This is a genomic window from Capillimicrobium parvum (assembly GCF_021172045.1).
GTDB lineage: Bacteria > Actinomycetota > Thermoleophilia > Solirubrobacterales > Solirubrobacteraceae > Capillimicrobium > Capillimicrobium parvum.
The window spans coordinates 5760943-5774110 of the sequence record NZ_CP087164.1 but is presented as its reverse complement, the minus strand read 5'-3'; the positions used below and the strand labels follow the sequence as shown (position 1 = coordinate 5774110).

Here is a 13168-nt window from a genome sequence, read left to right as displayed (position 1 = left end):
GAGGGGAGCCGGCGGGCCATGGTCAGATCTTGTGGCGCTCGAACAGGCGCCGCGCGATCAGCAGCTGCTGGATCTCGTTCGAGCCCTCGCCGATCAGCAGCAGCGGCGCGTCGCGGTACAGGCGCTCGATCGGGTACTCCTGCGAGTAGCCGTAGCCGCCGTGGATGCGCATCGCGTCCAGCGCGACCTCCTCGGCGATCTCCGTCGCGAACAGCTTGGCCATGCCGGCCTCCATGTCCGCGCGCTCGCCCGTGTTCTTGCGCGCCGCCGCGTCGAGCAGCAGCAGCTCCGCAGCGCGGATCTTCGTCGCCATCTGCGCGATCTTGGCCTGGATGAGCTGGTGCTGGGAGATCGGCTTGCCGAACGCCTCGCGCTCCTGGGCGTACCGGATGGCGTTCTCGAGCGCCAGCTCGGCGATGCCCAGCGCCCGCGCGGCGATGTTGACCCGGCCGAGCTCGATGCCGGCCATGAACTGCTTGAAGCCGACGCCCGTCTGGTCCGGGCCGCCGAGGATGCTCGACGCCGGCGTCCGGAAGTCCTCGAAGACGAGCTCGGTGGACTCGACGCCCTTGTAGCCGAGCTTCTTCAACGGCGGCGGGATCGTCAGGCCGGGCAGGTCGGAGACCTCGGGCTCCTTCTCGACGATGAACGTCGTCATGCCGCGGTGGCGCGGCTCGGCGCTCGGGTCGGTGACGGCGAGCAGCATCACGATGCCGGCGCGCAGGCCGTTCGTGACCCACATCTTCTGCCCGTTGACGACGTAGTCGTCGCCGTCGAGCACCGCCCGCGTGCGGATCGCCTGCACGTCGGAGCCGGCGTGGGGCTCGGTCATCGAGAACGCCGAGCGCACATCGCCCCGCGCCATGCGCGGCAGCAGCCGGTCCTTCTGCTCCGCCGTGCCGAACGTCTTGATCATGAACGACGCGATGAAGTGGGTGTTGATGATCCCCGACAGCGAGATCCAGCCGCGCGAGAGCTCCTTGACGATCAGCGAGTACGTCATGAGGTCGAGCCCCAGGCCGCCGTACTCCTCGGGGATCGTCGTCCCGAACAGCCCGAGCTCCTTCATCGTCTCCACGAGCGGCGTGGGGAACTCGTCGTTGTGGTCGTAGTGGGACACGTTGGGCAGGACGTCGCGGTCCACGAAGTCGCGGATGGTGCGCAGGATGTCCTGCTGCTCCGCCGTCAGCTCGTAGCCCGCCGTCATGCGACCGCCCCCTGCTGCGCCCGCGCGCGGCCGAGGGCCTTCAGGGCGTCCAGGGAACCGAGGCGCTCGAGCCCGAGCACCGCCTCCTCGAGCCCGTCGACGTCGGAGCCGCTGAGCGCGAGCTCCGCGTTCGTGCGGAACTTCGCACCCACGTCGCCGGCGCTCATCGGGTTCTCCGGGCCGCCGCGCTGGTAGTCGAGCTCGGCCTCGAGCACCCGGCCGTCGGTGGTGGTGATGCGGATGCCGCCCGGCAGCGCCTGCGGGAACGTGTCGTACTCCTTGACCTCGTAGCGGACCCGCCCGGCGAGGTCGAGCACGCGCTCCTCGCCGATGGCGTCGCCGATGTACGTCGTCACGTCGACGTCGCCGCGCGTGAGCAGCGCGGCCACCGAGTACGGGAGGCTGAACTTCGCGTCGTACTCCGTGCGCGGGCGGTGCTTGGCCTCCAGCGGCTCGAGCACCAGCGAGACGCCGGCCTCGGTCGTGATCGCCACGATCTCCGCGATCTCGTCCGGCTTGAGCGGCGTGTCGGCGATCACCTCGCGGGTCGCATCCAGCGACGCGTGGACGTAGTGGCACGCGGGATAGGGCTTGAAGGCGATCCGCGGGGTCTCCCAGCGCTCGCCGAGGTCCGCCAGCTGCTCGTCGATCGGCAGGTCGTCGCGGCCGAGGAACGCGTTGTAGAGGCCGAAGCGGCCCTCGATCACGGTGCTCGGGCCGGTCGACCCATGTGCGGCCAGGCGCGCGGCGACGATGCCGTTGTGGGCGGCGAAGCCCGGGTGCAGGCGCTTCGTCGACGAGCCGTCGGCGAGATGCTCGAGGATGCCCGACGCCATGCTGCCGGCGATGCCGAGGGCCTGGGTGGTCGTCTCCGCGTCGAGCCCGCGCAGGCGCGCGGCCGCGGCGGTGGCGCCGTAGACGCCGAGCACGCCGGTGGGATGGAAGCCGCGGGCGTGGAACAGCGAGCCCGCCGCCATGCCGAGGCGCGTGACGACCTCGTTGCCGGCGACGATCGCGGCGATCGTGTCGGCGCCGCTCGCACCGGCCGCCTGCGCGGCGGCCAGCGCGGCGGGCACGACCGCGACGCTGACGTGGGCGATCGCGCCGGTGTGCGTGTCGTCGAAGTCGAGCGCGTGGCAGATGACCCCGTTGGCCAGCGCGGCGTCGGCCGACGGCAGGCCCGACTTCACGCCGATCACCGTGGCGGGGCCGGCGGTGCCCGGCTCGAGCATCGCCTCCCGCGCGTCGGGGGCGACGTCGAGGGCGTGGGCGGCCAGGCCGCAGCCCAGCGTGTCCAGCAGGTGCAGCTTGGCGGCATCGACCACCTCGGCGGGGATCTGGTCGATCTCCAGCGCGGAGGTGAAGGCGGCCAGGCGGGCGGCGGCGGTGCTCATGGTGGGTCCTCTCAGACGGTCCAGTCGGAGTCGGTGCCGGGGAACAGGTCGGTGACCTCCGGGGCGTCGCGCTTGTAGGTCATGAACGTGCGCCTGAACTCGATGACGACCTCGCGGCGCTGGTTGATGCCGCGGGTGCGCACGGACACGATCCCGACGTTCGGGCGCGACTTCGACTCGCGCTTGGCGGTGATCTCCGTCTCGGCCCACAGGGTGTCCCCGACGTAGACCGGGTTGGGCAGGTTGATGTCGGTCCAGGACAGGTTGGCGGTCGCGTTCTCGCTCGTGTCCGGGACGGTGAGCCCGGTGACCACCGAGAGCGTCAACGTGCTGTTGACGAGCGGCTTGCCGAACGGCGTGCCCTTCGCGTACTCGTCGTTGAAGTGCACCTGGTTCGTGTTCAGCGTGAGGCACGTGAACCAGATGTTGTCGGTCTCGGTGATCGTGCGCCCGAGACGGCTCGGGTAGACGTCGCCTATGTCGAAGTCCTCGTAGAAGCGTCCGCGCCAGGCCTTCGGTGCGGGCGGATGGTCCACGGCCATGGGATCTCCTTCGTCTTTCGCAGCGGATCGGGTTATATGTCCGACATCCGCAGCTGTCAACCGAGATACCCGCGCTGCTGCGGGATTTTCGTCGGCACTTCGCGTGCTCTCGGGGCTTGACACGGTGGATGTCCGGCATAAGATCCGCCGACTGACCACGACGAGGGAGAGGACCGCGTGAAGGCAGTACGGATGCACGAGTTCGGAGGCCCGGACGTCCTGCGCATCGAGGAGGTCGACGACCCCCGGCCCGGCCCCGGCCACGTGCGCATCCGCGTCGACACGTGCGCGCTCAACCACGTCGACGTCGACGTCCGCGAAGGCGTCTCGCGCTTCGACATCGCCTTGCCGCACATCCCCGGCCTCGAGGTCGTCGGCCGCGTCGACCAGGTCGGCGAGGGCGTCACCGAGTTCGCCGAGGGCGACCGCGTCATGCCGTACCTGCTCGGAGGCGACGTGTTCATCGGCGTCGCCGGGCCCGGCGGGTTCGCCGACTACGTCCTCGCGCCGACCAAGCAGCTGCTGAGCGTCCCCGAGTCGATCTCCGACGACGACGCCGCGGCGCTGCAGATCGCCTTCGGCACCTCGTGGCACATGCTCTTCACGCGCGGCGGCCTGCGCATCGGCGAGACGGTGCTCGTCAACTCGGTCTCCAGCGGCATCGGCTCGGCCGCGATCCAACTCGCCAAGCTCGCCGGCGCCTATGTCATCGGCACGTCCAGCTCGAAGGAGAAGCTCGCCCGGGCGGCCGAGCTCGGCATGGACGTCGGCATCGACTACACGAAGGAGGACGTCCCCGCCCGCGTGATGGAGATCACCGGTGGACGGGGCGCCGACCTCGCCTACGAGCACGTCGGCGGCGAGCTCTTCCAGAAGGCGCTGGAGTCGCTCGGCCCCGAGGGCCGGCTCGTCACGTGCGGCGGTCACGCGGGCGAGGTCGTCCCCTTCGACATCATCCCGTTCTTCCGCGCCCAGCACACCATCATCGGGTCGTTCGTCTACACGCGCGACGAGCTCGAGAAGGTGCTGGACTTCGCCGGGCGGGGGCTGCTGCGCCCGCTGGTGGCCGAGAGCTATCCGCTCGAGGAGGCGCAGGCCGCCTTCGAGAAGATGGAGAGCCGAGACTTCTTCGGAAAGATCCTCCTCCGTCCATGAGAGGAGCCCGGATCCTGCACACATCGCGACGCTGGAGTCAGTCATGAAACGCCTGGGAGTCGACGTCGGCGGCACGTTCACCGACCTCATCTACGTGGACGACGAGTCCGGCACCGTCCTCATCCACAAGCTCGCCTCGACGCCCGACGATCCCTCGCGCGGCACCGTGCAGGGCATCAGGGAGCTGGCCGAGCAGGCCGGGGTGACGCCCGGGGACCTCGACCAGGTCTTCCACGGCACGACGATCGCCACGAACATCGTCATCGAGCACAACGGCGCGCGCGTCGGGATGATCACGACGCAGGGCTACCGCGACATCCTCCACATCGCGCGCCACAAGAAGCCGCTGAACTTCTCCAACTACCAGGACCTGCCCTGGCAGCGCTACCCGCTGGCGCGCCGCCGCGACCGGGTCACGGTGCCCGAGCGCATCACCGCCGAGGGCGAGATCCTCGTGCCGCTCGACGAGGACGCGGCGCGCGAGCAGGTGCGCAAGCTCAAGGAGGCGGGCGTCGAGGCGGTCGCCGTGTGCTTCCTGTTCTCGTTCCTCAACAACGCGCACGAGGCGCGCGTGGCCGAGATCGTGCGCGAGGAGTTCCCCGAGGCGTTCCTGTCGGTCTCCTCGGAGGTCCTGCCCCAGTACCGCGAGTACGAGCGCTTCTCCACGGTCGCGCTCAACGCGTTCGTCGGCCCGAAGGTCGCGACGTACGTGCGCAGGCTCGAGGACGAGCTGCGCTCGATGAACGTCCGCACCGGCGTGCACCTCATGACGTCGGCCAGCGGCGTCTCGACCGCGCAGGGGGCCGTCGAGCGCCCGGTCAACCTGCTCATGTCCGGCCCCGTCGCGGGCGTCGTCGGCGGCATCTGGGTCGGCCGCCAGGCGGGCTTCGACTCGGTGATCACGCTCGACGTCGGCGGCACCTCGGCCGACATCGGCCTCGCCCAGGGCGGCGCGCTGCGCATGAAGCACCTGCTCGACACGCGCGTCGGCCCCTACCAGGCGATGATCCCGATGGTCGACGTCGACACGATCGGCGCGGGCGGCGGCTCGATCGCCTACGTCGACGGCGGCGGGATCTTCCGCTCCGGCCCGCGCTCGGCGGGCGCCCAGCCGGGCCCCGCGGCCTACGACCGCGGCGGCACGGAGCCGACGTCGACCGACGCCATGGTGAACCTCGGCTGGCTGCTGCCCGAGGACTTCCTCGGCGGGGCGATGAAGCTCAAGCCCGAGCTCTCGCGCACGGCGTTCGAGCCGGTGGCCGAGCAGCTCGGCATGACGGTGGAGGAGGCGTCGCTGGGCGCCATCCAGATCGCCAGCCACTCGATGGTCCAGTCGATCGAGGAGAACTCGGTCCGCAAGGGCTTCGACCCGCGCGACTTCGCGCTGATCGCCGAGGGCGGCGCCGGCCCGGCCTTCGCCGCGGGCATCGCGCTCGAGGTCGGCACGCCGGCCGTCATCGTGCCGCCCTACCCGGGCGTCACCGCGGCGCTCGGCCTGCTGGCCACCGACACGGTCTACGAGTACGTGACCACGACCTACCAGCGCGTGTCGCAGCTGAACGCGCCGGAGCTCGAGGCCCGGTTCGCCGAGCTCGAGGACCAGGCGCGCAAGCAGCTCGAGGACGACGGCATCCGCGCCGACAACCTCGTCATCCAGCGGGTGGCCGACTGCCGGTACCTCGGTCAGGGCTACGAGCTGCGCATCGACGTGCCCGGCGGCGCGATCGACGACGCGTGGGTCGGCAAAGTCACGGCGGACTTCCACGACGCGCACGAGAAGGAGTACTCGCGGCGCTTCGAGGAGTCCGACATCGAGATCCCCAACATCCGCGTGCGCGGCATCGGCATCATGCCCGAGCTCAAGCTGCCCGAGCTGGATGCCGGCGGCACGACCGCGAACGACGCGCTGCGCCACGAGCGCGAGGCGTGGTTCCACGTCGACGGCGAGCTGCGCGAGATGCGGACGAAGTTCTACGCGCGCGACGCGCTGAGGGCCGGCAACAAGATCGAGGGGCCGGCCGTCGTCAACCAGTACGACTCGACGACCATCATCCCGCCGGGGCTGACCGCCGAGGTCGACCGCTACGGCAACATCGTCATCTGGGTCGACCAGTCCGCCCGCGAGAGGCTCCTCGGCGGCCTGTCCGCCGTCGCGAGCGCCTAGAGAGAGGTACCGAACCCATGTCTGTTGCCACGTACGAGGTCGGCCGCGCCCCCGGTGCGCCCACCCGCGAGCGCGTCGAGGTCGACCCGATCACCATGCGCGTCCTCGGCGGCGCGTTCCACGCGATCGCCAAGGAGATGGCCGGCGTCCTGTTCCGGATGTCGTACTCCTCGATCATCCGCGAGTCCGAGGACCTCGGCGCCGGGATCTTCGACGCACAGGGCCGCGAGCTGTGCGAGTCGGACTCGACGCCGATGCACATCGGCTCGCTGCCCTGGTACATCCGCGGCTTCCTCGACCGCCTCGACGGCGACATCCGCGAGGGCGACGTCATCGTCCACAACCATCCGTACCTCGGGGCGTCGCACAGCCCGGACGTCGCGGTGGCCGTGCCGATCTTCCACGAGGGCGAGCTGCTCGGCTGGGCGGCCGTGACCGCCCACGTGCTCGACGTCGGCGGCTCGTTCCCCGGCATCAACGCCGACGCGTTCGACGTCTACGCCGAGTCCAAGCTCTACAACGGCCTGCGCTGGTACCGCGAGGGCGAGCTGAACGTCGACGTCGACCGCATGATCTTCGACAACGTGCGGACCGAGACGATGAACCGCGGCGACATGAACGCGATGATGGCCGCGTGCCAGCTCGGGCGCGACCGCATGCTGCGGCTCTTCGAGCGCTACGGCACCGAGACGGTCATGAGCTCGGCGTACGGGTGGATGGACTACTCGGAGAAGATGCTGCGCGACCAGATCGCGAAGATCCCGGACGGCGAGTACCAGGCGCCGACGGCGTGGCTCGACGACGACGCCCGCAACCGCGGCGTGCGCCTGCGGGTGGAGACGAAGGTGATCGTCGAGGGCGACACGATCACGATCGACCTGACCGGCTCGCAGGCCGAGGTGCCGACGGGCTACAACGTCCCGTTCGAGGGGTCGCTGCTCGTCGGCGCGTACTACGCGATCCGCACGCTGCTGCTCGACGAGACGACGTTCCCCGAGCACGTGCCCCAGAACGACGGCGTCTTCCGGCCGGTGGAGGTGGTCGCGCCGAAGGGCACGATCTTCAACCCGAACTTCCCGCGGGCGTGCTTCTCGCGCTTCTGCCAGGTGCAGCGGGTGGTCGACAACACGATCCTCGCGCTCGCCGACCAGCTGCCCCAGCAGGTCACCGCCGGCAACTCGGCGGGGATCCACTTCTGCTCGTACTCGGGCTTCGTGCCGGAGACCGGCGAGTACTGGCTGTACCTCGAGGTCAACGAGGGCTCCTACGGCGGCCGGTACGGCAAGGACGCCATGGACTCCGTCGACAACCTCATGGCCAACACGCGCAACAACCCGATCGAGGAGCTCGACCTGCGCTTCCCCGTGCGCTGCGACCAGTACGAGCTGCGCCCGGAGCCGGCGGCGCCGGGCAAGTGGCGCGGCGGCATCGGCGTGATCCGGCGCAACCGCTTCCTCGTCGACGGGACGTTCTCGTGCGAGGGCGACCGCCAGTGGGACCCGCCGCGCGGCGTGTTCGGCGGCTGGGACGGGCTCGTGGCCTCGACGCACAAGAACCCGGGCACGCCGCAGCAGGAGTACATGGAGGCGAAGGTCACCGGCATCGAGTTCAAGGCCGGCGAGTACATCGAGTTCCGCGAGCCCAACGCGGGCGGCTACGGCGACCCGCTGGAGCGCGACCCGAACATGGTGCGCGAGGACGTCCTCGACGACTTCACGACGATCGAGCTGGCGCGCGACGCGTACGGCGTGATCTTCGTCGACGAGAGGTCGCTCGAGATCGACACCTCGGCCACCGAGAGCCGGCGCGCGGAGATCCGCGCGGCGCGCAACGGGGGCCCGAGCGGCTCGCTCGACGACGTGTTCAACCGCGACGCGGGCAAGCTGATCCCGTCGAAGAGCCCCTCGTCGGAGGCGGGCAACCAGGCGTTCGGGATGGTCTGATGGACGCCCAGGTCGTCGAAGCCCCGTTCGACTGGCAGGAGCAGTACGCCATCTCGCAGGCGCACAGGGTCGGACACCTCGTGTTCACCTCGGGCCAGGCGGCGATCGCGCCGGACGGAACCGTGGTCGGCGCGGGGGACCTGCGCGCCCAGATCGAGCAGACGATGACGAACCTCGCCGCCGTGCTGGAGGCGGCGGGTTCGTCGCTCGAGCGCGTGTTCAAGGTGACGATCTACGTCACCGACATGGCCGGGTTCCCGGACATCGTCGACATGCGCCGGCGGTGGTTCAAGGCGCCGTGGCCGTCGGACACGATCGTGCAGGTCGCGGCGCTCGGCCTGCCCGAGCTGCTCGTGGAGATCGAGGCCGTCGCCACGGTGGACGAGGCTTGAGCACGCCGCCCGACGTCTCCATCGCGGAGGTTCGGCGGGCGATCGCCGCCGGGGAGCTCTCCGCGGTCGATCTGGCGCAGGGCTACCTCGACCGGATCGCCGCCCACGGCGAGGCGCTCAACGTCTACCGCACCGTGACCGCCGACCTCGCGCTCGAGCAGGCGGCGGCGGTCGACGAGGCGGCGCGGCGCGGCGACCCGCTCGGGCCCCTGGCCGGGGTGCCGGTCGCGCTGAAGGACAACATCGCGGTCGCGGGCGTTCCGATGACCGCGGGCACCCGTCACCTGCCGGCGGCCGACCGCGCTCCCGCGCAGGACGCGCCGGCGTACGAGGGGCTGCGCCGCGCCGGCGCGGTGCTGCTCGGCAAGCTGCACATGTCGGAGTGGGCGATCGGCGGGACGAACCAGAACGTCCACTGGGGCGACGTGCACAACCCGTGGGATCCCGCGCGCGTGAGCGGCGGCTCCAGCGGCGGCTCGGGGGCGGCGATCTCGTCGGACCTCGCGCTCGCGACGCTCGGCACCGACACCGGCGGCTCGATCCGGCTGCCCGCGGCGCTGAGCGGCTGCTGCGGGCTGCGCCCCACCTCGGGGCGCGTGAGCAATCGCGGGTCGATCCCGGTGGCGTGGACGTTCGACACGATCGGGCCGCTCGCCCGCCGGGCCGAGGACGTCGCGGCGATGCTGGATGCGATCTCCGGCTACGACCCGGACGACCCGGTGACGATCGACGTGGCGGTCGACGACTCCGCGGCGGCGCTCGCCGGCGGTGTGGACGGCATGCGCATCGGCGTGCTGCGCGGCTGGTGGGAGGACGACGCGGACTTCGACCCGGCGTTCGCGGCGCTGCTCGACGAGGCGGTCGGGCAGTTGGAGCGGCTCGGCGCGATCGTCGAGGACGTCGAGCTGCCCGGCGGCAAGGAGGCGCTCGAGCTCAGCGCGGAGATGCTGTTGTGCGAGGCGGCCTGGTTTCACCAGGACCGCCTGCGCGACACGCCGGAGGTCTTCGCGCCGGACGTCCTGCAGCGGCTGCGCCGCGGGGCGGCGATGCCCGGGCCGAAGTACGGCTACGGGCGCCAGGTCCAGCGCGAGTGGCGCCGGCGGGTGCTGCAGGTGCTCGAGGGCCGCGACCTGCTGCTGTGTCCGGGCGCCGGCCGCGCCGCGCCGCTGGCCGCGGAGAGCGAGCCGCTGGCGATGACCGGCGTGCTCGCGCGGTTCATCGGGATGTGGGTGTGCTCACGCACGCCGGCGCTCGTCGTGCCGTGCGGGTTCGTCGACGGGCTGCCGGTCGCGATGCAGCTCCTCGGCCGCCCGTTCGAGGACGGCACCGTCCTGCGCGCCGCGCACGGCTACCAGCAGGCGACGGACTGGCATCTGCGCCGGCCGGACGAGGCGGCGTGGGCGGGCGTGGCGCGGTAGCGCCGCGCCGTCGTCGTTCTGACTGCGCCGGGGCGAGGGTCGGGCGTTCGCGCCCCGGGGCCAGGGTCGGGCGTTCGCGCCGGGGCGAGGGTCGGGCGTTCGCGCCGGGGCTCCGCGCTCTTGCGGCCCGTTGCCGGCGGGCTGGGCGTGGGCGGAGCTCATCGAAGGGGAACGGGGCGGGGTTCGGGCCCGATTCGCGCGCCCTCGTGTGCCGTCCTGCGGGGCGTGAGCGGTCCGCTCCGGGGGTTCGGGCGTCTATGCCCGCTCAGCGGGCACAACCGCCCAAACGTCTGCGCCCGCGCCCGCGCGACGCCGGTCGTGTCGCGTCGACGTCACATGACGCCGTGAACGCGACAGGACCGGGTCACGCCACTGCCGGCCGCACCCGCGCGGCCCCGGCGCGGACCCGGCTCCGGGCATCTATACCCGCTCAGCGGGCACAACCCCAAACGTCCGCGCCCGCGCCCAATCAGCGGGCACAACCGCCCAAACGTCTGCGCCCGCGCCCGCGCGACGCCGGTCGTGTCGCGTCGACGTCACATGACGCCGTCAACGCGACAGGACCGGGTCACGCCACCGCCGGCCGCACCCGCGCGGCCCAGGCGCGGACCCGGCTCCGTTCCCCTTCGATGAGGCCGTTCAGCGCGGTTGGTCCCGTGAAGTGACTTGGGCGGAGCGCGCCGCGCCGACCGCGCCGACCGCGCCGACCGCGCCGACCGCGCCGACCGCGCCGACCGCGCCGACCGCGCCGACCGCGCCGACCGCGCCGACCGCGCCGCGCGGACCGCGCGGACCGCGCCGCGCCGCTTGCCTCAGCCGAACGTCCCGCCGGCGCGCAGCTCCGCGATCTCGTCGTCGGAGTAGCCGGCCAGCTCCCGCAGCACCTCGTCGGTGTGCTCGCCGCGGAACGGTGCGCGGTCGAGCGGGTTGGGCTCCCCGCTCAGCCGCAGCGGCGAGGCGAGCTGGCGGACGGTGCCGAACCGCGGGTGGGGGATCTCGACGACGTCGTCGCGCGCGTGGACGTGCGGGTCCTCGAGCGCCTCACCGACCTCGTAGATCGGCCCGTGGGGCACGCCCGCGGCGGCGAGGACCTCCAGCCACTCGTCGGTCGTGCGGCGCGCGAACGCCTCGCGCAGCACCGGCAGCAGCTCCTCGCGGTGCTCGTTGCGGCCGGCGAAGTCCGCGAAGCGCGGGTCGTCGAGCAGCTCCTCGTGGTCGAGCGCGCGGGCGAGCATCTCCCAGAACTTCTGCTTCGCGCAGGCCACCGTGAGCCACCCGTCGGCGGTCGCGAAGGCCTGGAAGGGCACGATCGACGGGTGCGCGGACTCGGGCATGCGCCGCGGCCGGTAGCCCTCGGTCGCCGCCCAGGTGCCGATGTACATGAGCTGGTGCAGCGCGGTCTCGAAGAGCGAGATGTCGCAGTCGCAGCCGACGCCGTCGCGGCGCGCGCGCCAGAGTCCCGCGAGCAGCGCGATCGCCGACACGTACCCGCCGGAGAGGTCGACGAGCGACAGGCCGCTCTTCGTCGGCGGCCCGTCGGGGTCGCCGGTCATGCTCATCCAGCCGGCCATCGCCTGCATGATGTAGTCGTAGCCCGCCTCGCCCGCGCGCGGCCCCGTCATCCCGAAGCCCGACAGCGAGCAGCACACGATGCGCGGGTTGACGTCGCGCAGGTCGTCGTAGGTCAGGCGCAGCTTGGCCGGTTGATCGCCGCGGAGGTTCGAGTAGACCGCATCCGCGCCGGCGACGAGCCGCTCGAACACCTCACGCCCGCGCGGCGTGCGCAGATCGAGGGAGACGCTCTTCTTGTTGCGGTTGAACGTCTCGAAGAACAGCGAGTCCTCGTCCGCGGCGTACGGCGGGACGTAGCGCCCCACGTCGCCGTGCGAGGCCGGGTCCTCGATCTTGATGATCTCGGCGCCCAGGTCGGCGAGCTGCAGCGTGCCCCAGGGGCCCGCGCCGTACTGCTCGACCGCGATGACGCGCACGTCGGCAAGGGGGAGTGTCATGAGTAAGCGGAAGTCGGACTTCGGTTGATGTCGGACATATACTACGTCCTCGGCGCCGGTTCATGCGGCCGGCGGGACCACGAGAGGAGGACCGGATGGCGGGCGACCACATCGACGTTCGCGGTGCCAGGCTGTGGTACGAGATCACCGGCGTGGGCGAGCCGGTCCTGCAGATCCACGGCTCGGGCTTCGGCCACTTCAACTTCGGGCCGATGACGCCGATCCTGGCGAAGGACTTCCGCTGCATCGACTACGACCAGCGCGGCTACGGGGCGTCCGAGAAGCCGGAGCAGCACTACGACCTCGAGGTCTGGGCCGACGACGCCGCCGGGATGCTCGACGCGCTCGGCATCGAGAAGGCGCACATCCACGGCACCTCGATGGGCGGCATGGTCGCGACGATCATGGCCGGCAAGTACCCGGATCGCGTCCAGTCGGTCGTCATCAACTGCGCGGCAGCCAAGCTCGGCTTCTCCGGTCGGCTCGTGTTCAAGAACTGGATCGACCTCATCAAGCTCGAGGGCTGCGGCAGCCGCATCCTCGCCGAGCTCATCTCCTGGCAGTGCCTGTCGCGCGGCTACATGGCCACGCCCGAGGGCCAGGCCGGCGTCGACGTGATCCAGCAGATCCTCCGCGACGCCAACGAGGACCGCGTCATGATCGCGGCCTGCGAGGCGATGAACGCGATGGACAACCGCGACTGGGTCAAGAAGATCACCTCGCCCGCGCTGGTCATCGGCGGCGACGAGGACGTCATGACCCCGTGGGACCAGGGGCCCGACGGCGCCGGTCAGCAGTGGATCGCCGACAACCTCCCCAACGGGGAGACGTACGTCGTCAAGGGCGGCAACCACTCGACGATCTTCGACAGCACCGAGGACCACGCCCAGGCGGTGACGGACTTCTTCCGCCGCCACCCGGGCGCGGCCTGAGCGTCACGCGGG

Annotated in this window: 10 protein-coding genes; 6 read left to right on the top strand and 4 right to left on the bottom strand. The window is 71.4% G+C overall.

The features are described from left to right. Positions 1-22 precede the first annotated feature (22 nt). Genes DSM104329_RS27910 through DSM104329_RS27900 form a run of 3 tightly spaced genes read right to left on the bottom strand, consistent with a single transcriptional unit; the run spans position 23 to position 3143 of the window. Positions 23-1207, bottom strand: a complete 1185-nt coding sequence (locus DSM104329_RS27910; RefSeq protein ID WP_259313149.1) for an acyl-CoA dehydrogenase family protein — start codon at positions 1205-1207, stop codon at positions 23-25. Then, entirely contained in the window at positions 1204-2601 is a 1398-nt protein-coding gene (locus tag DSM104329_RS27905; RefSeq protein WP_259313148.1) for an MmgE/PrpD family protein, read from the bottom strand. The genes DSM104329_RS27910 and DSM104329_RS27905 overlap by 4 nt, the downstream gene beginning before the upstream one ends. A gap of 11 nt (positions 2602-2612) precedes the next feature. Next, the gene (locus DSM104329_RS27900; protein WP_259313147.1) at positions 2613-3143 is read right to left on the bottom strand and encodes a MaoC family dehydratase; all 531 of its coding nucleotides are present in this window, start codon (positions 3141-3143) and stop codon (positions 2613-2615) included. 177 nt (positions 3144-3320) lie between these two features. Between DSM104329_RS27900 and DSM104329_RS27895 the strand changes: the two genes are divergently transcribed. Genes DSM104329_RS27895 through DSM104329_RS27875 form a run of 5 tightly spaced genes read left to right on the top strand, consistent with a single transcriptional unit; the run spans position 3321 to position 10215 of the window. Beyond that, on the top strand, positions 3321-4298 hold the full coding sequence (locus DSM104329_RS27895) for a quinone oxidoreductase family protein (protein WP_259313146.1): 978 nt from the start codon (positions 3321-3323) through the stop codon (positions 4296-4298). A gap of 43 nt (positions 4299-4341) precedes the next feature. Further along, a complete protein-coding gene (locus tag DSM104329_RS27890; RefSeq protein ID WP_259313145.1) occupies positions 4342-6462 on the top strand; it encodes a hydantoinase/oxoprolinase family protein in 2121 nt (706 codons plus the stop codon). Positions 6463-6479: 17 nt separating this feature from the next. Beyond that, positions 6480-8405: a hydantoinase B/oxoprolinase family protein gene (locus DSM104329_RS27885; RefSeq protein ID WP_259313144.1), complete on the top strand. Its 1926-nt coding sequence runs from the start codon at positions 6480-6482 to the stop codon at positions 8403-8405. Continuing rightward, on the top strand, positions 8405-8797 hold the full coding sequence (locus DSM104329_RS27880) for a RidA family protein (protein WP_259313143.1): 393 nt from the start codon (positions 8405-8407) through the stop codon (positions 8795-8797). Before DSM104329_RS27885 ends, DSM104329_RS27880 begins: the two co-directional genes overlap by 1 nt. Then, positions 8794-10215: an amidase gene (locus tag DSM104329_RS27875; protein ID WP_259313142.1), complete on the top strand. Its 1422-nt coding sequence runs from the start codon at positions 8794-8796 to the stop codon at positions 10213-10215. The genes DSM104329_RS27880 and DSM104329_RS27875 overlap by 4 nt, the downstream gene beginning before the upstream one ends. Before the next feature lie 812 nt (positions 10216-11027). Here the strand turns inward: DSM104329_RS27875 and DSM104329_RS27870 are convergent. Beyond that, positions 11028-12224 (bottom strand): CaiB/BaiF CoA transferase family protein, encoded by a 1197-nt coding sequence (locus tag DSM104329_RS27870; protein ID WP_259313141.1) that lies wholly within the window; start codon positions 12222-12224, stop codon positions 11028-11030. A 95-nt stretch (positions 12225-12319) separates the two neighbouring features. Between DSM104329_RS27870 and DSM104329_RS27865 the strand changes: the two genes are divergently transcribed. Further along, complete coding sequence (locus tag DSM104329_RS27865) at positions 12320-13156, top strand: alpha/beta fold hydrolase (protein WP_259313140.1); 837 nt, start codon at positions 12320-12322, stop codon at positions 13154-13156. Positions 13157-13168: the final 12 nt, after the last annotated feature.

Bases quoted from the DNA above. Each gene is read 5' to 3' on its own strand.
- DSM104329_RS27910 (WP_259313149.1), bottom strand. From the start codon at position 1,207: ATGACGGCGGGCTACGAGCTGACGGCGGAGCAGCAGGACATCCTGCGC.
- DSM104329_RS27905 (WP_259313148.1), bottom strand. From the start codon at position 2,601: ATGAGCACCGCCGCCGCCCGCCTGGCCGCCTTCACCTCCGCGCTGGAG.
- DSM104329_RS27900 (WP_259313147.1), bottom strand. From the start codon at position 3,143: ATGGCCGTGGACCATCCGCCCGCACCGAAGGCCTGGCGCGGACGCTTC.
- DSM104329_RS27890 (WP_259313145.1), top strand. From the start codon at position 4,342: ATGAAACGCCTGGGAGTCGACGTCGGCGGCACGTTCACCGACCTCATC.
- DSM104329_RS27885 (WP_259313144.1), top strand. From the start codon at position 6,480: ATGTCTGTTGCCACGTACGAGGTCGGCCGCGCCCCCGGTGCGCCCACC.
- DSM104329_RS27880 (WP_259313143.1), top strand. From the start codon at position 8,405: ATGGACGCCCAGGTCGTCGAAGCCCCGTTCGACTGGCAGGAGCAGTAC.
- DSM104329_RS27870 (WP_259313141.1), bottom strand. From the start codon at position 12,224: ATGACACTCCCCCTTGCCGACGTGCGCGTCATCGCGGTCGAGCAGTAC.
- DSM104329_RS27865 (WP_259313140.1), top strand. From the start codon at position 12,320: ATGGCGGGCGACCACATCGACGTTCGCGGTGCCAGGCTGTGGTACGAG.